13 protein-coding genes are annotated in these 21494 nt (G+C 67.7%); 4 read left to right on the top strand and 9 right to left on the bottom strand.

From position 1 onward, the window contains the following. Positions 1-9 precede the first annotated feature (9 nt). The 9 genes from J2W68_RS11190 to J2W68_RS11150 all read right to left on the bottom strand — a co-directional run bounded on the left by J2W68_RS11190 (position 10) and on the right by J2W68_RS11150 (position 12741). Positions 10-1521, bottom strand: coding sequence for a tryptophan halogenase family protein (locus J2W68_RS11190; RefSeq protein WP_430539714.1), 1512 nt, complete (start codon positions 1519-1521; stop codon positions 10-12). Between the two features lie 10 nt (positions 1522-1531). Beyond that, on the bottom strand, positions 1532-2551 hold the full coding sequence (locus J2W68_RS11185; RefSeq protein WP_310235835.1) for a cupin-like domain-containing protein: 1020 nt from the start codon (positions 2549-2551) through the stop codon (positions 1532-1534). Further along, a complete protein-coding gene (locus J2W68_RS11180) occupies positions 2538-3239 on the bottom strand; it encodes a SapC family protein (RefSeq protein WP_310235833.1) in 702 nt (233 codons plus the stop codon). The genes J2W68_RS11185 and J2W68_RS11180 overlap by 14 nt, the downstream gene beginning before the upstream one ends. A 101-nt stretch (positions 3240-3340) precedes the next feature. Next, positions 3341-6379 (bottom strand): TonB-dependent receptor, encoded by a 3039-nt coding sequence (locus J2W68_RS11175; RefSeq protein WP_310235830.1) that lies wholly within the window; start codon positions 6377-6379, stop codon positions 3341-3343. Positions 6380-6577: 198 nt separating this feature from the next. After that, positions 6578-8032 (bottom strand): glycoside hydrolase family 47 protein, encoded by a 1455-nt coding sequence (locus tag J2W68_RS11170; protein ID WP_310235827.1) that lies wholly within the window; start codon positions 8030-8032, stop codon positions 6578-6580. Further along, entirely contained in the window at positions 8029-9327 is a 1299-nt protein-coding gene (locus tag J2W68_RS11165; protein ID WP_310235823.1) for an AGE family epimerase/isomerase, read from the bottom strand. The genes J2W68_RS11170 and J2W68_RS11165 overlap by 4 nt, the downstream gene beginning before the upstream one ends. Further along, the gene (locus tag J2W68_RS11160) at positions 9324-10322 is read right to left on the bottom strand and encodes a carbohydrate kinase family protein (protein ID WP_310235821.1); all 999 of its coding nucleotides are present in this window, start codon (positions 10320-10322) and stop codon (positions 9324-9326) included. Before J2W68_RS11160 ends, J2W68_RS11165 begins: the two co-directional genes overlap by 4 nt. Continuing rightward, positions 10322-11632 carry a sugar MFS transporter gene (locus tag J2W68_RS11155; protein WP_310235819.1) on the bottom strand — a complete coding sequence of 437 codons (1311 nt, stop codon included), beginning with the start codon at positions 11630-11632 and terminating at the stop codon, positions 10322-10324. The genes J2W68_RS11160 and J2W68_RS11155 overlap by 1 nt, the downstream gene beginning before the upstream one ends. Beyond that, complete coding sequence (locus J2W68_RS11150) at positions 11629-12741, bottom strand: LacI family DNA-binding transcriptional regulator (RefSeq protein ID WP_430539713.1); 1113 nt, start codon at positions 12739-12741, stop codon at positions 11629-11631. The genes J2W68_RS11155 and J2W68_RS11150 overlap by 4 nt, the downstream gene beginning before the upstream one ends. A gap of 102 nt (positions 12742-12843) precedes the next feature. Here J2W68_RS11150 and J2W68_RS11145 point away from each other — a divergent pair, with 102 nt between their 5' ends. The 4 genes from J2W68_RS11145 to uvrD all read left to right on the top strand — a co-directional run bounded on the left by J2W68_RS11145 (position 12844) and on the right by uvrD (position 21488). Further along, entirely contained in the window at positions 12844-15201 is a 2358-nt protein-coding gene (locus J2W68_RS11145) for a GH92 family glycosyl hydrolase (protein WP_310235814.1), read from the top strand. 397 nt (positions 15202-15598) lie between these two features. Further along, positions 15599-15796 (top strand): hypothetical protein, encoded by a 198-nt coding sequence (locus tag J2W68_RS11140; RefSeq protein WP_310235812.1) that lies wholly within the window; start codon positions 15599-15601, stop codon positions 15794-15796. A gap of 187 nt (positions 15797-15983) precedes the next feature. Then, complete coding sequence (locus tag J2W68_RS11135; protein WP_310235810.1) at positions 15984-19268, top strand: EAL domain-containing protein; 3285 nt, start codon at positions 15984-15986, stop codon at positions 19266-19268. A 42-nt stretch (positions 19269-19310) separates the two neighbouring features. Beyond that, on the top strand, positions 19311-21488 hold the full coding sequence (uvrD, locus tag J2W68_RS11130; RefSeq protein WP_310235808.1) for a DNA helicase II: 2178 nt from the start codon (positions 19311-19313) through the stop codon (positions 21486-21488). The last annotated feature ends 6 nt before the right edge of the window (positions 21489-21494 follow it).

Raw genomic sequence — 21494 nt, 5'->3', positions numbered from 1 at the left:
ATCGGGCGATCAGGGTTTCGGCGCGGGCGCGTAACGGCGCATGTAATCCATGTGCGCAGGCAACTGGTCCGCCGTTGTGCGCACATACGTGCGGATGTCGTCGAGGAACCGGGTCAGATCTTCGGGGGCCATGACGTCGGCAGTCGGGTGGTAGCGCTTCGGCACCACGCCTTGCCCCATCATCACCTGGATCCACGAGTTCTCGCCGAACAGCTCGCCGGGCACGTGGAAAACACTGCCGGTCTCGCGGAAAAGTTCGATGCGATGCCGCAGCGTCGGTGGAATCTCCATCTGCGTGATCGCACGCCAGTACGGCGTGTCGTCGCGCCGGGTAAGGTGATAGTGCATCACCACAAAGTCGCGGACGTGCTGCAGCTCTTCGGCCAGGCGCGCGTTGTACTCGTCGACCGCGACCGCGGTGATCGTCTGCGGGAACGCCTTCACCAGATGCAGGATGCCGCGCTGGATCAGATGGATGGTGGTCGATTCGAGCGGCTCCACGAAGCTGCCGGCCAGGCCCAGCGCGACGCAGTTCTTGTGCCAGGCTTTCTGCCGCTGCCCCGGGCGGAAGCGGATCGGCCACGGATCGCGCATCACCTCGCCCTCGAGGCTGGACAGGAACGCGTGCTTGGCCTCGTCGTCGGCCATGTACCGGCTGGAATAGACGATTCCGTTGCCCACGCGGTGCTGGAGCGGAATCCGCCACTGCCAGCCCGCGCCGCCGGCGATCGCCCGCGTATAGGGCACCGCGTCGCGCACAGCGGTGGTCTGGGTGGCCAATGCGCTGTCGTTGAACAGCCAGTGCGACCAATCGTCGTAACCGACGTTGAGCGTGCGTCCGATCAGCAGCGCGCGGAAGCCGGTGCAATCGATGAACAGATCGCCTTCGATCTCGTCGCCGTTTTCCAGGCGGAGCGCGGTGATGTCACCCGACGCTGCATCGGTGCGGACCTCCACGATCTTGCCCTCGACGCGCCGCGCGCCATGGCGCGCACTGAACTCACGCAGGAACCGCGCGTAGTGGGCGGCGTCCATGTGGTACGCATAGTTGATGCCGTTCCGCGGCAGGTGCGCGAAGCGGTCCTCCAGCCCGGCCAGCAGCTCGACGCAATAGTCCTCGTAGCCGCTGGCGATGCCCAGCTCGCGACCGCGCAGCCAGAAATGCTGGAATCCCGCCGACCAGTGGTCGCGGCCCGAGGTGCCGAAGGAATGGATGTAGCGATGGCCGGGCTCGAGCCAGTTCTCGAACGAGATGCCGAGCTTGATCGTGCCCTGCACGGCGGACATGAAGGCCTGTTCGTCGATCTCGAGCAGGCGATGGAACGTCACCAGCGTGGGAATGGTCGCCTCGCCGACGCCGACCGTTCCGATCTCTTCGGATTCGACCAGGGTGACCTCGATGGCGCGACCGAGCACCTTGGACAGGGCCGCCGCGGCCATCCAGCCCGCAGTGCCGCCGCCGGCGATGACCACGCGCCGCACGGGTGCTCGTGAGGAAGCTTCGACATCGCGCATGGTCATGGTGTCCCCGTCATCGGTTGAGGCGCTGCAGCAGCTTGGCCCGCAGATCGCGGGCAAGGGTTTCGTCCAGCGGCGCGAGCACCCGGCGCGCGTGCTCGGGAATATGGCCGGCCGTCGCGTCGTCGGCATCGAACACGTAATGGCGGAAGATCTCGCGCCAGTGCGCACGCTCGCCATCCGGCAGGTCGCGGATCGACATCAACGCGAGCATCAGGGCGTTCATCGGCGTGTCCATCCATGCCGGTGACTGTCGCCACCAGTAGTTCACCAGCACGTTGAAGGGTTCGAGACCTTCCATGTGGTGCCACCACAGCGACGGGATGAACACCGCATCGCCGGGCTCGAGTTCGGCGCCCTGTGCGTGGCGCATCGCTTCAGCGAACTTCGGGAAACGGGCGAGGTCGGGCGCGGCAAAGTCCACCAGGCTGATCGGTTGGCCGGCCGGGGTCAGATCCAGCGGGCCGATGTAGAGGTTGGCCAACTGTTCGGGCGGAAACAGCGTGACGCGGCGGCGGCCCGCGGCGACGCAGGCGAGGTTGTCGGGCAGATCCTGGTGCGCGGCGATGCGGGTGCGGTTGCCGATCCAGATGCTGGCCAGCGGCGCGCGGCTTCCCAGGTCGACTGCGTTGGCCGCGTTGAAGCCCGGCAGCCAGGTGTCGATCGTCGTCGATGCAACGTAGATCGCAGGCGGTGCATCGGTCTGCGCGTAGTTGAGCAGCGTGCGCAGCACGACATCGAGCGGCACCTGTTCGCGGCGGAAGTTGAAGCCGCGCATCGCGTCGTCGTAGAAGAAACGCCCGTCGATCTCCGGTGGACCCACGGTCACCGCCGCCGGCGGCGCGCCGGGCCGCACGACGCCGCTGAGGTAGGCGACTGCGGCATTCGCACCCGCCTGCGCGGCACGCACCATCGGCCAGTCGCGGACCAGCCCGCGCAGCACGACCGGTCGCCCACCGAGCAGGATGTCGTCCGGTACCGGCGCGTCGCCGCGGACGTCGTGCCGCTCGGCGATCGGCTCAGGCCGTTGCAAGCCGGCCTCGCATGCGTTCGATCAGATCGCGGAACCGCGAGGCGGACGCGATTGCCATGTAGATCGCCTCCAGATGCCCTGCTGCATGCAGCGCGCCGATCGCCTCAGGCGCAAGCGTGCGCAGACGCGTCTCGTCGATGATGTGGAAACCCGAGAGGCGATGCGTGCGGCCGTCGTCGAGCGTGATGTCGAGCGTGAAGGGTTCCAGCAGCGCGTGCGCCTGCAGGGCGTCTACGAATGCCGGTGTCCGCGCGATGCCGTCGTGCAGGCGTTGCAGTACAGATTGCACGCGCTGGAAATACGGCGTGAAGCCGCCATGGGCTAGGAAAAGCGCTTCGCCGGTTCCGGATCGCAGGCGTGGATGGTCCAGGTCGACATGGACCATGGGACGGTCGCCGGCGTTGCCGATCAGGAACGGCCCGCGCTCGATCGCCAGCGGCACGTAGTGCGCCTGCCAGCCATCCGCATCGAGAAACAGGTTCTGGCCGTGTTGCAGTCCGAGCAGAGCCAGCGGTTGCACGCGGTCGCCGTCGACATGGAAGAGGACGGGATAGTGCGCGTGCAGTTCGCGGAATTCATCTGGAAATGTCGGCGCAACCATCACCGCATCGCCCGACGCCGCACTGCGGGTGGTGTCGATGCGCAGATCGCGATGCGCGACGGGGTCGAGCTGGACGTGGCGGGTCATCGTGGGCCGGCCGGCAGCGGTCGCTGAAGAGAGCACGCAGCATAGCGCTGCGCGCGGGCGGAGACCGCGCATCCTTCGAGGATGCGCGGCCCGGCGGTGCATCAGAAGCGGTAGCGCGCGCCGAACATGTAGCGCGGACCGGTCTGCGTGGCGAAGCGCAGCTGATTGGTGTGCCGCGCATGCACGCGGTAGGTCTCGTCGGTCAGGTTGATGGCCTCGGCATGCAGCGAGAACTGCGGCGTGACCTGGTAGCTGATATTGAGATCCAGCTGGCCGTAGGCTTCGGTGTAGTTCGGATTCGGACCCTGGCCACCGATGCCCGACAGGAACTCGTCGCGCCAGTTGTACGCCGCACGCACCTGCCACTGGTTCTTGTCGTAGAACGCAACGACGTTGGCCGAGTCGCTGAGGCCGATCATCGGGTACTGGTCGCCCAGGCTGTTGTTGTCGAACGTCAGGCCGGAATCGACCATCGTGTAGTTCGCTGCGACGCCGAAGCCGCTCTGTCCGAACATGTGCTGGACGTTGAACTCCCAGCCATCGAGCGAATCGGAGCGCTGGTTGGCCGGCGTGTTGATGTCGAAGCCGGCGATCGGATCCGTTTCCAGGCCGACGATGCTGCCCGTCCGCTCCCCATTGGCGTTGATGCCGGTGTAGGTGACACCCGGATCGCCCGCGTGGTTGAGGAAGATGTAGTTGCGGATGCAGACCGCGTCCGACGTCCCGCAGCCATTGGCGATCGCGTTGTTCCAGTACGTGCCGCCCACGGGGGTGTGCAGGTCGAACGGCGTGTCGCGGACGATGGTGTCGCTGATGAAATTGTCGATGTTCTTGCGGAACCAGCCCACCGACACATAGCTCGCTTCGCCGTAGTACCACTCGAACGACAGGTCGAAGTTGGTCGACTTCAGCGGTTCGAGCCCCGGGTTGCCCTGGGAGCCGTCGCCACCGTCGATACGCACGATGTTGGCAAGGCTCAGGCCGCCCTGGATCTGCTGCCAACCCGGCCGGCCGATCGTCTGGCTGTAGCTGCCGCGCAGCACCATGTTCTCGGCAACGTTCAGGCTCAGGTCGATGCTCGGCAGGAAATGGTCGTATTTGCCGGTCTGGCTGATGAAATCGCGTTCGCCGTCGTAGACCACGTACAGCTCGTTGGCCGAATCCCAGCTGATGCCGTTGGCCACGCGCGCGAGTGCTTCGGAGGTGACGTCGGTTTCCTCGTAGCGCACGCCGGCTGCGACGCGGAGCGGCATCGACCAGTCGAACTCGGTGCTCCACTGCACGTAGGCGGCCTTGGATTTCTCCTCGGTGCGCAGGTCCTCGGTGAATTCCGTCGGCGCGCGGTACAGCGAGTCGTCACCGGCGATCTCACCGGCGCGTGCCCGTAGCCGGTCGAAGTCGAACATCATGAAACGGCCGGTGAAGCGCGGATCATTGTGGCCACGGAACGCATCGAAATAGTGCGCCATGTCGTCGGCGTAGAAGATGCTGTCGTCGTAGTCACCCGGGCTGCCCACGCCGCCCCAGGTGTCACGCTGCATGACCGCGGAGGCGGTGCGGTTGTTGACCTCGGTCATCGACACACCGAAATCCAGGTTGGAATAATTCTCGAACGTGAAGCGGCCGCCGGCCTGGATCTGCTCGACCTCCGACTTGTTGTAACTGTTCTGGAACACCGAACCGGTGACCACGACGTCGGACGCCTCGATCTGATCCACGCCCGGCGGCAGGCCGATCGTCAGGATCGGGAAGTCGCCGCTGTAGTCGACCGATGTGGAAGCGCGACGGAATGCCGCGGTGCCGAGCACGCCGGCCGAGCCGTACGGACTGTCAGGACTCGATTCAGCAGTGGAGTTGTGATAGTCGAGATGCAGCTTCAGCGAATCGGTGGCATCCCACTCGACATTGAAGCCGGTCGACTCCAGCACGTTGCGCGTGGCGAGCTCCATGCCGCCCATCGCGATGTCGGCGTAAACCGGGTTGCCGTTCTCGTCGAAGGACACGTTGTCTTCGCCGTATTCGATCGGGCCGGCAATCGGGCCATCGGTCCACGAGCTGTCGCCGGGGCCGTAGTTGAACCACACCGACAGTTCGTTGCGCTGCTGCTGCACCTTGTTCTCGGCATAGGTGTAGTCGAGCGTTGTGCGCACGGAGTCGATCGGCTGCCACTGGAACGTCGCCTGGCCATTGGTGCGCTGACGCTGCACGCCGTTGACGCTGTAACCGGTGTTCTGCGGACGGCCGTAGATCGTATCCGGCCCAGGCCGGTTGGTGATGCGGTCGTAGCCGGTCTCGCCGGGCAGTGGCAGACGGTTCCACGAGTTGGTGTCGTCACCCTGGAACATCGCCCAGCCATCGGCCACGGAGGCCTGGCTGTAACCCGAATCGCGCTCCTGGTAGCTGCCGCTCAGGGCGACACCGAAGCGACCGTCGGCGGAGGTGTTGCTGAAGATGCCCGACAGCTCGCCGGTGATCGAATCTCCCGGGTAGGTGTCGGGCAGGTTGTCGACCGACGTATCGTGCACGCCCTTAATGCCGACGTTGGCATGGAAACCGGGATTGTCGAGCGGGCGCGCGGTCTTGACGTTGATCGTCGCGCCGATGCCGCCGGTCGGGGTGGACGCCCGGCTGCTCTTGAACACCTCGATTTCCGAGACCGATTCCGATGCCAGGTTGGCGAAATCGAACGCACGCGAGTTGGACGTGCCGCCGCCGCCCGGGCCAAGGTTGGAGGCCGGCATCTGGCGGCCGTTGAGCAACACGAGATTGAAGTCGGGACCGACGCCGCGGACGGTGACCTTGGAGCCTTCGCCGCTGGCGGTGCGGTCGATCGACACGCCCGAGATGCGCTGCAGCGATTCGGCGAGATTGGTGTCGGGGAACTTGCCGATGTCTTCGGCGACGATGCCGTCGACGATGCCCTGCGAGTCGCGCTTGAGGTTCATCGACGAGGTGAGGCTGCCGCGGATACCGGTCACGGTGATCGCGTCGAGTTCGGTGGCCTCGTCGGTGTTGGCGGCGGTGTAGGGCGTCTGGGTCTGGTTCTGGTCGGCCACCTGCGCGGCCAGTGGCGGCGCGAGCGCGAACAGCAATGCGGACGTGAGAAGCCGCTTCTTCGGTGCAGCGTGCAATTGCTTCATGGTTCTCCCCTCCCAAGGATTCGCATGCGATCTGGTTGTGTGCCCGCGCCTCCAGGGGAATGCGGGCGGTGAACGTCAGCGCGGATTGGATGCCAGGTTGACAGCGTTGTCAACGGGAACTGCCGGAGCGGCTGAAAACGGATGCGTAACGCGGAAAAGTGCCTGATTCGTGCTGCGGCGCAGCAGTGGGCTGCGATATCAGCGCGATGGTGCGACGGCCCGGAGCGGGTGCGCCTCGGTGGTCAGGACCGTGGTCGCGGGATCGAGCGTCGCCGGGTCGGCGTAGAGCAGATAGAAGTACTTGAAGGTCTCGGCGAGCACGAAGCTCTCCATCTCGTCCTTCTTCTCTTTGGTCACCACATCGGCAAGTCCAGCGAAGCCGGACGGGGTGCGCGTGTGGCGGATGAAGTCGTCGAACATGGTGCGGCCCATGTCGCGCCAGGCGCTGTCGCCGGTCAGGCGATACAGGTACCAGGCAGACTCGATGATCTCCGGCCGCAGCGGGTAACCGGGCGAGACGACTGCATGGGCGCGGTAGTCCCAGACTTCCGGTTCGATGCCGTGCGCCTGCCACATCGAGAACGCCGAGTGCTGCAGGCGGGCCGCGCGGTCGAGATCCCCGGACACCGCGAGCAGGCCGGAGTAGAACGCATCCAGTGCGCCGAAGCGTGGCGCGATGCGTGCGCCGGTCGCCATGTCGACGTGGCCGTACCACAGCGCGCCATCGACCTCGTCGGCGACATGGGTGTTGATCGCCGCGATGTGCGTGTCCCACATCGTCTTGCAGCGCGGCTCGGCGAACAGCTGCCAGCACTTCCACAGGTATTCGTAGTAGGAATCGATGCGCGCGCCCACATGGGTGCGCGTCTGCGTCCATCGGCCGGTCGTGACATCGAAACGCTCGCCGACCAGGCCGATCGGTGAGCGCATCGCATAGGTCGCTTCGAGCGCGCGCCAGGCCTTGTCCCAGTACACCTGCTTGCCGGTCAGCCGCGCGAGCGTGCCGTATTCGAGCAGCAGCGTGCCGGACTCCGCCGGGTTGCTCTCGGTGCCACTGGCCTTGCCGGTGCGCAGGTTGACAGTCACGTAGGGCAGGCCGGTCGGCGAATCGAAGGCCGGCAACAGGCGCGTGCCGAGATCGTCGGCCAGTGCGAGCAGCCGCGCGTCGCCGGTCATCTGATAGCCGGACAACAGGCCGCCGAGCAGGCGGATCACGATTTCGAAATGCTTGACGTCGAGATCCTTGTCGAACGACAGCTGCGTCGCGATCAGCTCGCGCGCGGCGTCGGCCTCGTCGGTGAGGCCCATGACCAGCAGCGTGTCGAGCGCGTCGACCGGTGTCATCAGCAGCGACTCTGCGTACCAATCGCTGCCGGTATTCGACAACGGTTTGAGCGCATCACGGCCCCAGGCGTACTGGCGGTAGCCGCGCCAACCGTGTAGGAACTCGGCCTTGACGTGTTCGGCCATCACTGCGTCCGCACCGTTGGCATCCAGGCGGCGTTGCGCCTCGGGCGTGACATGCACGACGGTGTGGGTGGCGGCTGTCTGCGCGGTCGGTGCTGTCGACGCGCAACCCGCGAGCAGCACGGCGCAGGCGACGAGTGCGAGGACGGTCGACTGCTGACGAATGCGGTATCGGGAGATGCTCATGCGTCGATGCTCCGGGTGTGCGTGCCGCGCATCACCGCGAGCACGTCGTGGCAGGCGCCCATCGTGTGGTAGTCGGTCTTGCCGGCGGGGCTCTTGAGGTCGTCGTACTTTCGGTTCTGCCGGTCCAGGATGCGGAACCATGCGCCATGGGTGTGGTCGACGAAGTGCCGCCACACGTAGTCCCACAGGCGCAGGTAGTCGTCGCGGTAACGCGTTTCACCGGTGGCATCGAACAGGCGCCAGGCGGTGGCGATCGCCTCGGCCTGCACCCAGAAATACTTGTCGTCGTCGCACCAGAACATCGGCGCGTGTGCGAGGTCAGGTGGTGGCGCGCCGGGCGCGGGCGAAACGTCACGCAGCGATTCCGGCGCGAAGCCGTAGACGATGCCGCCGTGTTCGGCATCCCAACCCTGTGCGAGCGCGGTGTCGTAGAGATGGCGCGCGGTCGGCAGTAGCCAGTCCGGCGCCGCGTCGCGCAGGTGCGCGCGCAGCGACAGCAGCAGCTTGGCCCATTCGATCTGGTGACCGGGCTGGAAGCCCCAGGGCCGGAACAGGTGCCTGGGGTCGTCGCGGTGGTAGTCCCAGTCGACCGACCAGTCCGCCTGCCAGTGCTCCCAGACCAGACCGCCCGACAGCGCCGCCTGGCGGCGCGTCATGTGATCGGCCACCAGAAGCGCGCGCTGCAGATAGTGCGCATCGCCGCCGGCCTCGTGCGCGGCGATCAGCGCCTCGCACAGGTGCATGTTCGCGTTCTGCCCGCGATAGCCGGTGTAGCGCCACTGCGCATCGGCTTCGTCGCGGTACAGGCCCGCATCCGCGTCCCAGGCGTGGCGCTCGAGCAGAGCCCAGGTCTCGTCCATCCACGGCTGCGTCGGCAGACCCGCCTTGTGCGCGCTGGCGCAGGCCAGCAGCACGAACGCCAGACCGTAGCTGTGGCGGGTTTCGTCTTCGACTACGCCGTTCTGCAGTGTCCAGGCGTAGCCACCGCGTTCGCTGTCGCGATGCACCTCGCGCAGGAAGCGCAGGCCGTGCATCGCGGCGTCGCGCCAGGCATTGGCGTGACGCGAATCGGCGAACTCGACTGCCGCCATTGCGTAGTCGTAGACGAACCGCGTGCTGCTGACGAGATGGCGATGGCCGCGGTCGTAGACGCTGCCATCGTCGCGGAAATAGTGGAAGAAGCCCCCATCAGGATCGATCGCACGCGGGTGATAGAACGTCATCGTGTCGGCAATGTGGGCGCGCAGCGTGGCCTGCGCGGTGAAGTCCGGCAGCGGCGAGGCGGGCAGGTTCATGGCATGGTCTCCAGCAACGCGCGCACGGCGGCCGCATCGGGCATCGCATCGAAGGCGCCGTGACGCGTGGTCGCGAGGGCGCCCGCGGCCGCAGCGTGACGCAGCAGGTCTTCGCGCACCGCGTCGCTCTTGAACGCGGCGACCAGTCCGTCGCCGTTGATGCCGCGCGCGACCAGTTGCTGCAGCAGGCCGGCGACGCAGGCATCGCCGGCAGCGGTGGTGTCGATCGCATCGACCACGAATGTGCGGGCAGTGCCGGCGCGCGTGCGCGTCCACCAGTGCATCTGCGCCGCGCCGTCGGTGACCAGCAGCACTTCAGCATCGCCGGCGAACAGGCGCGCGACCGTGCTGACGCTGTCGCCATCGCCGGTCAGGAATGCGAATTCCTCGGCGCTGAGCTTGACCAGCCGCGCCGCGGCCAGTGCCTGCCACAGCGTCGGCAAGGGGTCGACATCGCGCGGCCACAAGGCCGGACGCAGATTGAGGTCCAGGCTCACCAGCGCGCCGGCCTGCGCCGCACGCGTCATCGCCTGCAGCGTGGTCGCCGCGATCGCGGGCGCGGTCATGCTGTTCGAACAGACGTGCAGCACGGCGACATCGTCGAATGTGTCCGCGAGGAAATCGCTGGCCTGGAACAGCAGGTCCGCAGCCGGCGGGCGATAGAAGCTGAAACTGCGTTCGCCGTCTTCGGCCAGCGCCACGAACGCCAGTGCGGTCGGCGCCTCTCCGGTGCGCTTGACCTGCGAAACATCGACGCCACGCGTGGCGAGCGCGGCGTGCAGTGCGTCGCCGAACATGTCCTGGGCGAGCATGCCGATGAAGCGCGCGCGGCCGCCGAGCGCCGCCACGCCGACCGCGACGTTGGCTGGCGCCCCGCCGGGCTGTTCGACGAAGCGGCGTGTGCCGTCACTCGCCTGTTCGGCGCGGAAATCGATCAGCGCCTCACCGAAGCAGGCGACGACGCCGCGTGTGGACGCGGCGGTTGCCTGCGCCATCAATGCATCGCACCGGGACGCGGTGCCGGCACATCGGCCGCGGTCAGCGCGGCGCCAGTCAGGCGTGAGCCGCGCAGGCCGTACCAGATGATGTAGACGTAGCAGATCAGCGGTACGACGAAGGCATGCTGGATGCCGATACGATCGGCCAGCGCGCCCTGCGCGAGCGGAATCAGCGCGCCGCCGACGATCGCCATCACCAGCAGGCTCGATGCCTTGCTGGTCAGCGTGCCGAGGCGCTCGATCGCGGTGGTGAAGATGGTCGGGAACATGATCGAGTTGAACAGACCGATCGCCAGCGCACTCCACATCGCCACGTGACCGGTGGTGCTCATCGTCACGACCAGCAGCACGCAGACCATGCCGGCAGCGAAGCCGAGCAGCTTGCGCGCGTCGATGAAGGTCATCAGCGCCGCGCCGAGGAAGCGGCCGACCATCGCGCCGCCCCAGTAGAACGCGAGGAACTGCGAGGCGCGCGCTTCGGTCAGTCCACCGATTTCGGGCTCGGCCATGTAGTTGATCAGGAAGCTGCCGATCGCGACCTCCGCGCCCACGTAGCAGAAGATGCCCAGCACGCCCCAGCGCAGATGCGGCGTGCGCAGCGCTTCGAGATAGGTGTGGTGCACGGCCGGGCCGGCCTCGGTGGCGTCACGCAGGCTCGGGATGCGCATCAGCAGCACGAACACCGCCATCAGCAGCAGGCCGCCCGCGAGCAGCAGATACGGCATCTCGACCGACCGCGCTTCGGCGGCGCGGTAGGCGACCTGTTCCGCCGCGCCCATCGCCGCGATCTCGTCGGCGCCGAGGACCGCACCGACCAGGATCAGCGGGCCGATCAGCAGCGGAAAGACCGTCGTGCCCAGCGAGTTCAGCGCCTGCGCGAGATTGAGGCGGCTGTGCGAGGTTTCCGGCCGGCCAAGCAGGCTGATATACGGATTGGCCGCGACCTGCAGCAGCGTGATGCCGCTGGCGAGCACGAACAGCGCGGTCAGGAACACGGGGTACGAGGGCAGGCGCGCGGCCGGATAGAACAGCGCCGCGCCGATCGCCGCGATCACCAGACCGATGATGATGCCTGCCTTGTAGCCCACGCGTGCGACGACGGCGCCGGCCGGCATCGACATCAGGAAGTACGCGCCGAAGAACGTGAACTGGATCAGCATCGTCTGCGTGTAGTTCATCGAGAACACGGCTTTGAGATGCGGAATCAGCACGTCGTTGAGGCTGGTCAGGCCGCCCCAGGTAAAGAAGATCAGGCTGACCACCGCGATCGCGGCGGGATTGGACATGGTGCGGGTCTGCGGATTCATGCGGCACTACCTCGGGCCCGGGCGGGCGATTGGAATGTGGTGTCGGACGCGGCGGACGTGCTGGCACGGATCTGCAGCGAAACGGACGCGACGGTGGTGTGGGGCGAATCAGGCAACTCGCCGCGCAATCGCGCGAGCACGAGCCGCGCGGCCTGCAGGCCACGGGCGCGTGGGTCGGTGGTGATGGTGGTCAACGGCGGCGAGGCGAACGCGGCTTCGGCGATGTCGTCGAAACCGGTGACGGCGAAATCATGGCCGGCGCGTCGGCCGCAGCGCGCGAGACCGGCGAGCAGGCCCAGCGCGACGGCGTCGTTGTAGCAGACCGCCGCAGTCGGCGCGGGATCGCGCGCGAACAGCGCCGGCGTCTGCCGCGCGGCTTCGAGGCGCGTGGGTGCGCATTCGATCAACCAGCCGGGATCGGGCGCGATGCCGGCGTCGGCCAGCGCCTCGCGATAACCGGCGCGCCGCTCGCCGCAGGAACTCGAATCGCGATGGCCGCCGAAGAACGCGATCGCGCGATGCCCCTGCGCCAGCAGATGTTCCGTGGCAAGGCGCGCGCCGGCGCGGTTGTCGAGCGCGAGGTAGTCCCAGTCGCCGGTGCCGCCGTCGTCGAGTGTGCGGTTGAACAGCAGTACCGGCAGGCGCGGCCCGCAGATGCGGCGCAGGCGCGTGGCAGTGCTGTGCTCGGCGGGCGAGAGGATCAATGCGGCCGGGTCGTGCTCGACCAGCGAGGCCAGCACCGCCTGCTGGCGCTCGACCGATTCGCCGGTGCTGCCGAGCAGCAGCACGTGGCCGGCTTCGGCCAGCGCCGCGTCGACGCCCGCGGCGAACTCGGCGAAGAACGGATTCGCCAGATCGTTGACGACCAGTGCCACCGCATTCGACGCGCCGCCGTGGCGCAGGCTGGCGGCGCCGCGGTGATAGACGTAGCCCTGGCGTTCGAGCTCGGCGCGGACACGCGCGCGCGTGTCGGGATGCACCCGCGGGTTGTCGCGCAACACCATCGAGACCGTCGCTTTCGACAGCCCGCAGGCGGCGGCGATATCAGCCAGGGTCACGCGGCGGGTCGGCGTCATGCGAGGGAATTGAACCGGTTCAGACGCGCGCATGGTGACCGGCGACGGCGTCCACGGCATCCTGCGGCGCAGCATGCGGTGCCGTCGGCCCGATGCTAGGTTCGCGACCATTGAACCGATCCAATCGAGGGTGCAATGGCGAAGCTGGGGACGGCGATGGCACAGGCTGTATTTGCGGTGGGCGCGCTGCTGGGCGCGGGCACGGCGCTGGCGGAGACCCGCGACATCGGGGAGAAGGCTTACGCGTCGGTCGATCCCTTCATCGGCACCGGCGGCGAGGGACATACCTATCCCGGCGCGACGGTGCCGTTCGGCATGGTCCAGTTGAGCCCGGATACGCGCATCCAGCCGCGCGCCCAGGCCTATGACTGGGCGGCGGGCTATCGCTACGACGACACCAGCATCGTCGGCTTCTCGCACACGCACTTCTCCGGGACCGGTCATTCCGATCTCGGCGACGTGCTGCTGATGCCGGTGACCGGCCCCGAAAAGCTCGAGCGCGGTGATCCCGAAGTGCCCGGCAGCGGTTACGCCTCGCGCTTCTGCCACGACGACGAGATCGCGCAGCCCGGCTACTACGCCGTCACCCTCGACGATTCGCAGGTGCGCGCCGAGCTCACTGCGAGCGCGCGCGCCGGCGTGCACCGCTACACCTTCCCCGAGGGCACCGATGCACGCGTGCTGCTCGACCTGCGCACGTCTATGTACGACTACCCCGGCAAGATCCTGTGGTCGCGGTTGCGGCAGATGCCCGACGGTACGGTCACCGGCTTTCGCGAGACGCGCGGCTGGGCGCCCGGCCGCCAGCTGTATTTCGCGATGCGCTTCTCGCGCCCAGTGACCGGGCACGCTTTCCACAACACCGAAACCGACATCGCCTACAAGGGCTTCGCGCCGCCGGCCGACCGCAGCCCGGGCGAACGGGCGCAGATCGAGGGGCGGCAACTGGTCGGTACGTTCGATTTCGGCCCGCTCGATGCACCGCTGGTGGTCAAGGTGGCGATCTCGTCGGTCGACGAGGCCGGCGCCATCGCCAATCTCGACGCCGAAGTGCCGGACTTCGATTTCGACCGCGTGCGCAGCGCGGCAAAGGCCGAGTGGACCGAAGCGCTGTCGGTACTCGACATCGACGCGCCCGAGCCGGACCGCCGCAGCGCCTACACCGCGCTGTACCACACGCTGCTCGGCCCCACGCTCTTCATGGACGTCGACGGGCGCTACCGCGGCCCGGACCAGGCCGTGCACACGGCCGAAGGCTTCGCCCACTACTCGACGTTCTCGCTGTGGGACACCTATCGCGCGCTGCATCCGCTGCTGACGATCGTGCAGCCGGAAAAGCGCAACGCCGACTTCGTCGACTCGCTGCTCGCGCACCGCCGCCACAGCCCTTACGGCATCCTGCCGGTGTGGTCGTTCCACGGGCAGGAGACGTGGACGATGATCGGCTACCACGCGGTGCCGGTGATCGCGGATGCGTATCTGAAAGGCATTCGCGGTTTCGACGCCGATGCGGCGCTCGACGCGATGGTCGCCAGCGCGTCCTACGGGCCCTACGACGGGCTGCGCCAGTACATGGAGCTGGGCTGGGTGCCGATCGACGAAGAAGGCGAGGCCGCGTCGAAGACACTCGAGTACGCCTACGGTGACTGGACGATCGCGCGCATGGCGCAGGCGATGGGCCGCACCGACATCGCGCGCCGGTTCGACGCGCGCGCCGCGAACTGGCGCAACGTCTTCGATCCCGGCACCGCTTTCATGCGGGCGAAGAACCGCGACGGCAGTTTCCGTACGCCGTTCGATCCGACCGCCAGCGGCTACGGCACCGACTACACCGAGGGCAACGCCTGGCAGTACTCGTGGTACGTGCCGCACGACGTCGCCGGCCTGGCCGCGGCGCACGGCGGCGCCGACGCGCTGCTGGGCAAGCTTGATTCGGCCTTCGAGGCCGACGTGGACCCGTCGATCTTCGAACACATGGAAGACATCACCGGCCTGATCGGCTGGTACGCGCACGGCAATGAGCCCAGCCACCACGTCGCGTATCTCTACGCCTACGCCGGCCAGCCCTGGCGCACGCAGGCGCGGCTGAAGACGATCATGGAAACGCAGTACGCCGACCGGCCCGACGGCCTGGCCGGCAATGACGATCTCGGCCAGATGTCGGCCTGGTATCTGTTCACCGCGCTGGGGTTCTATCCGGTCGCGCCGGGCAGCGGCGAGTATGTGATCGGCCGCCCGTTCCTGCCGCGCGCGACCCTGCGCCTGCCGAACGGCAAGCAGTTCACCGTCATCGCCGACGGACTCGAACAGGGACACGGCTACATCGGCAGCGCCACGCTCGACGGCAAGCCGCTTGACCGTGCGTTTCTGCGTCACGCCGAGATCCTCGCCGGTGGCGAATTGCGCTTCACGATGCAGGCCTCACCGTCGCAGGCATGGCCGGGCGCGGATGCCGAAGCGCCGTATTCGATGACGCCTGCCGCCGCGCGCTGAGCACGCAGGGCAGTCCGCGGGTCAACGGGCGACGCGGCGCATGCCCCGCATGCCGGACGCGGCAGCTGCGTAGACGACATCCTTGACCCTCCCAGATCCCGGATGCGATGCCGGACTGGCATCGCGCCGTGCGTTGTACCCAGCGCATGACAACGCTGTCAATCCGGCGCCGATTGCCGGGTGGTGATGGCGGCTGCAATGCAGGCGTTTGCAGCCGGTCACGCGCCGAGGCGCTGCGCTGCAGCATTTTTTGGCGTGCGTTGTGGTCGCTGCGCGATTGGACCTTGGTGGCCCCGCCGATACTGCGATTGGCAAAGTCACGGGTGGTCGCGACGCTCCGCGCTCCCTCTCCCAGCCCTACGCCCCCAAGTCGATCTCGCCCGCTGCGCCGCCGCGCATGATTCCGCTGACCTACATCATCTTCGGATCGCGCTGGCTGCCGTTGCCGCTGTATCTGGGGCCTGATCGTCGCGCAGTGCGTCTGATGTGGCAGTCGATCATCTATGGCGGTTTCATTCTCTCGGCGATCGGCATCGCCTGCACCGACCGGCTGATGACCCACGGCACCGCCAAGCGCGAGCACGCTGCGCACTGAACCCCGCGCCGACGCCGTTATCTGTGGCAGCATCGGCGGGCCGTGACAGGGGGGTCGGGCTGCGATGCGGGATGAGGCGCCAGGCGAAGCGGATCGATCCCACGGCGCATCTGCGCGCCGCCGGCGCAACCGCGTTTTGCTGATCGGTGGGTTGCTGGTGGCGAGCGTCTGCACCGCCGCTGCGGTCGTGGCCTGGAACGACCTGCGTGTGCGGCAGGCCGCAGGCGAACGTTACGTGCGGGAGATGTCGGCCGGCCTCGCACGCAATCTCGAGCTCAATCTGGCCAACCTGGAGCGCGCCCTCAGCGGGGTCGGGGCGGACCTGCGCACCGCCCGACGGCGATCGCCAGAGACGAGCGACGCGCTTGCCGGCGCGGCGATCGAGGGCGTGCTGTCCCGGCATGCGGAGTTGCAGGACCTCGCGCTCACCGACACGCGCCCCGTCTTCGCGACGGCGACGGGGCCGGCCGGTGCCCGTCTGCAGGCCGGTAGTCCGCAGCCGGCGCATGACCATGACGGCTGGGTCCTGCCGCTCGCGCTGGCAGTTCCCCGCGCGTCGGGCAAAGCGCCGCGGTGGCTGGTCGGGCATCTGCGGGTGGGGTCGCTGCATGACCTGTTGCGCGAACTCGATCTCGGGCGTCACGGGACAGCCAGCTTTGTGCATCGCGACGGGCGGGTCATCACGCGTGCTGATGCAGATGACCGCTACGCCGGCATCGACGTCAGCCGGTCGATGCTGTTCACCGAAGGTCTCCGCCTGGCCCAATCCGGCCTGGTCGAAGGGCCCAGTGATCTCGACCAGACCCGAAGGCTGACGGGATTCCACGCGCTCGAACGCTACCCGCTGATCGCGACCGTCGGCCTCGGGCGCGACGACCTGCTCGCGGGCTGGTGGGCGTTTGTCGCCGTGCTCGCCACCGGTGCCCTGCTGTTGTTGCTGGCCTGGCTTGCGGGGGTACGCATGCTGGTGGTCGGGGCGCGTCGCGAGCGCGCGCTGAGCGCCGACATCGCGCGTTCGGAAGGCGCCATCGTCGATCTGACCACGCGTGTGCGCGATGTCGAGGCGCACTACCGGTATCTCTACGAAGGCCATCCGCTGCCCGCGCTGGTCTATGACCGGGATTCTCTGCAGATACTCGCCGTCAACGACGCCGCCATCGCCGAGTACGGCTATCCGCGCGAGGCATTCGTCGAGCTCGCCGCCGATGCGCTCGTCGTCGACATGGATGGCGACGACATCCACCAGGAAGTCGCCCGGGCGCCCCCGCCGCACATCGGCCGGCGCTTCCGCCACCGACGTCGTGACGGCAGCACGTTCGCGGTCACCGTGTATTCGAGCAATCTCGATTTCTTCGGACGTCCCGCGCGGCTGGTGCTGGTGCTGGACACCAGCGACCGCGAGCGCGTCGAGGCCGAACGGGAGCGTAGCGAGGCGCGCTTCCAGATGGTTGCGCGCGCCACCAGCGATGCGATCTGGGACTGGGACATCGCCACCGGGCGCTTGTGGTGGAGCGAGGGGTTTACCACCCAGTACGGCTGGGACTGGCGCACGCACGCATCCACGATCGAGCAGTGGTCGGCACTGCTGCATCCCGATGACGCGACGCGCGTTGCCGGCAATCTCGAGCGCGCGGTCGCAAGCGGCGCGACCGAGTGGCACGCCCAGTACCGCCTGCGATGCGAGAACGGCGCGTACGCCTTCGTCGACGACCGCGGCATGATTTTGCGCGATGCGGACGGCCTGGGCGTGCGCGCGGTCGGCGGCATGCTCGACATCACGCGCCGACGCCGCGATGAAGCCGATCTGCGTCTGCTGAGGCGGGCGGTGGAGGCCACCGAGAACGGCATCATCATCACGGATGCACGCGCGGCCGATCACCCGATCGTGTACGTCAACCCGGCGTTCTCGCGCATCACCGGGTATGCCGCCGAGGACAGCGTGGGCCGCAACTGCCGGTTCCTGCAGGGGGCGGAGTACGACCAGGCGGCGCTGCCGGCGATCCGGAACGCGATCACGCAGGCGCGCGAAGTCCGCGTACACCTGCGCAATTACCGCCGCGACGGTTCGCTGTTCTGGAACGAGTTGCGCATGGCGCCGGTGCGCGACCAGGACGGCGAGCTCACCCATTTCGTCGGCATTCTCAACGACGTGACGGAGCGCAGGCGAGCGGAGGACGCGCTCGCGCACCGTGCGACCCACGACGAGCTCACCGGCCTGCCGAACCGCGAGCTGGTGATGGAGCGTCTGGCCGAAGCCGTGGGCCGCGCCGATGCGGGCGACAGCTGTGTCGGACTGGTATTCGTCGATCTCGACGATTTCAAGCTCATCAACGACAGCCTCGGCCATGCCAGCGGCGACGAAGTGCTGCGCACGGTCGGCCGCCGCCTGCGTGCCGCGTTGCAGCCGGGTGACACGGTCGGCCGCTTCGGTGGCGACGAATTCGTGCTGGTGGTGAATGCGGCCGACCGGGACGCCGTCGCACGCGCGACCGCTGGCGTGTTCGAGGCGCTGTCGCAGCCGATGGAGATCGGCGCGGCCTCGCTGCAGATCACGCCCAGTATCGGCTACTGCCGCCACCCGGGGGACGGCGACGATCCCGCAATGCTGCTGCGTCATGCCGACCAGGCGATGTACCAGGCCAAGCAGCAGGGCCGGAACTGCGTCGTCGCGTATCGCGAGGCGTTCGGTGCGCAGGCCAGCGAACGCCTCGCGCTGGTCTCGCAACTGCGCGATGCCTTGCAGGCCGGGCAGTTCGTGCTCGTGTTCCAGCTGCAGTTCGACCAGCAGCGGCAGCCGGTCGGCATGGAGGCGTTGCTGCGTTGGCAGCATCCCGAACGCGGCCTGCTGGCGCCGGATGCATTCATCGGTGTCTGCGAGGACAGCGGCCTGATCGTGCCGATCGGACGTTGGGTCCTGCGCGAGGCCGCGCGGCATCACCAGATCCTTGCCGCGCACGGCTGGGGGCACTTGCGGCTCGCGGTCAACGTGTCGGCAGCGCAGTTTCAGCAGGGGCTGGTGGATGACGTGCTGTCCGCGATTGAGGCGTTCCAGCTGCCGGCCGGCGTGCTGGAGCTCGAGCTCACCGAAAGTGTGGTCATGGCGAGCCCGGACAATGTGATCCGCGACATGGCCAAGCTGCGCGATGCCGGCGTATGCATCGCGATCGACGACTTCGGCACCGGCTACTCCAGCCTCGCCTACCTCAAGCGCCTGCCACTGCACCGTGTAAAGCTCGACCGCTCCTTCGTGCAGGATCTCGGCCGCGATCCCGACGACGAGGCGATCTGCGACGCGATCATCCGCATGGCGCAGCGCCTGGGTTTGTGCACGACAGCCGAGGGCGTGGAAACGGATCTGCAATGGCGCTGGCTGGTCGCGCATGGGTGCGAGGAACTTCAGGGCTACCTGTTCGCGCGCCCGGCGCCGTTCGAAGACGTGCTGGCGCTGCTCGAACGCCCTGGCGGGGTGTGATCCGTCGCAGGGCAGGCGACAGCGACCGCGTAGAATGCGGCGATGGATGTGTCACACCTTATCGACGGCCTCAATGCCGCCCAGCGTCAGGCGGTTTCCGCGCCCGACGCCCACTATCTCGTACTCGCCGGCGCCGGCAGCGGCAAGACCCGCGTGCTCACGCACCGCATCGCGTGGCTGAACGAGGTCGTCGGCGTTCCCGCGCACGGGATCTTCGCCGTCACCTTCACCAACAAGGCCGCGGCCGAGATGCGCCACCGCGTCGACGCGCAGCTGCGCAGCGGCGCACGTGGCATGTGGATCGGTACCTTCCACGGGCTGGCCCATCGGCTTCTGCGCCTGCATTGGCAGGACGCGAAGCTGCCCGAGAGCTTCCAGATCCTCGACAGCGACGACCAGCTGCGTCTGGTCAAGCGCGTGGTGCAGCAGCTCGAACTCGACGATGCGCGGTTCCCGCCGCGGCAGATCGCCTGGTGGATCAACGCGCAGAAGGACGAAGGCCGGCGCCCACAGCACATCCAGGACGGCGCCGACGAATGGTCGGACGTCATGCGCAAGGCCTACGCGCTGTATCAGGAGCGCTGCGACCGCGCGGGCCTGGTCGACTTCGCCGAAATCCTGCTGCGCGCGCACGAACTGCTGCGCGACACGCCGGCGCTGCTCGCGCATTACCGCCAGCGCTTCGGCCATCTGCTGGTCGACGAATTCCAGGACACCAATGCGATCCAGTACGCCTTCGTGCGCGTGCTCGCGGGCGAGACCGGCAAGGTGTTCGTGGTCGGCGACGACGACCAGGCCATCTACGGCTGGCGCGGCGCGCAGGTCGAGAACGTGCAGCGCTTCCTGCGCGATTATCCGGGGGCGGAGACGATCCGGCTCGAGCAGAACTACCGCTCGAGCGCGAACATCCTGGGCGCTGCCAATGCGGTGATCGCGCACAACCCCGAGCGCCTCGGCAAGCAGCTGTGGACCGACAGCGGCGAGGGCGACCCGATCGATCTGTACTCGGCCTACAACGAGATCGACGAAGCGCGTTACGTCGTCGAGCGCGCGCTGCAGTGGGTGCGCGATGGCGGCTCGCACGGCGACATCGCGATCCTCTACCGCAGCAATGCGCAATCGCGCGCGATGGAAGAACAGCTCGTCGCCGAGCAGGTGCCGTACCGCGTCTACGGCGGCGTGCGTTTCTTCGAACGTGCCGAGATCAAGGACACGCTGGCCTATCTGCGCCTGGTCGCCAACCGCGACGACGACGCGGCGTTCGAACGCGCGGTCAACACGCCGCCGCGCGGCATCGGTGAGCGCACGCTCGATGAAGTGCGCCAGCAGGCGCGCATGCAGGGCATTCCGTTGTGGGAGTCCGCGCTGCGCTGCGCGCAGGGCAACGTGTTGGCCGGCCGCGCGCGCAATGCGCTGGCCGGTTTCGCGCAGTTGATCGACCAGCTGTCGGCCGAACTGGCCGAGCTGTCATTGAAGGACAAGATCGACCACGTGCTGGCGCGCTCGAACCTGCGCGTGCACTACGCCAACGAATCGAAGGGCAGCGCGGATTCGCGGGTCGAGAATCTGGACGAACTGGTGTCGGTGGCCTCGCGCTTCGTGCGCGGCGACGACGAAGAAAGCGCGCAGCTGACCGAGATGGTCGCCTTCCTCGCCTACGCCTCGCTGGAAGCCGGCGAAAGCCAGGCGCAGGCCGGCGAGGACGGCGTCCAACTGATGACCCTGCACAGCGCCAAGGGGCTCGAATTCCCGCTGGTGTTCCTGGTCGGTCTGGAAGAAGGCCTGTTCCCGAGCGCGCGCACCGCCGAGGAAAGCGGGCGCCTGGAGGAAGAGCGCCGGCTTGCGTACGTGGGCATCACCCGCGCGCGGCAGAAGCTGGTGCTGACCTACGCCGAAGCGCGGCGCCTGCACGGCCAGGACATGTTCGGCGTGCCCTCGCGCTTCCTGCGCGAGATTCCGCCGGTGCTGCTGCACGAAGTGCGGCCGAAGGCGCAGGCCTCGCGCGCCTCGTTCCCGCAGCGCCAGCGCGACCTCGGTCACGCGAGTCTGTCGCCGTCAGTCGGCGTGCGACTGGGGCAGAACGTGAGCCACGTGAAATTCGGCACCGGCACCGTGACAGATATCGAGGGCGACGGCGCGCATGCGCGCGTGCAGGTCAATTTCGACGACGCCGGCAGCAAATGGCTGGTGCTGGCCTACGCGAACCTGCAGCCGGCATGATTCCGC

Source organism: Luteimonas terrae (assembly GCF_031457535.1).
GTDB classification, from domain to species: Bacteria; Pseudomonadota; Gammaproteobacteria; order Xanthomonadales; family Xanthomonadaceae; genus Luteimonas; species Luteimonas terrae_A.
The sequence above is the reverse complement of the archived record's forward strand: the minus strand, read 5'-3'. Positions and strand labels throughout refer to the sequence as shown.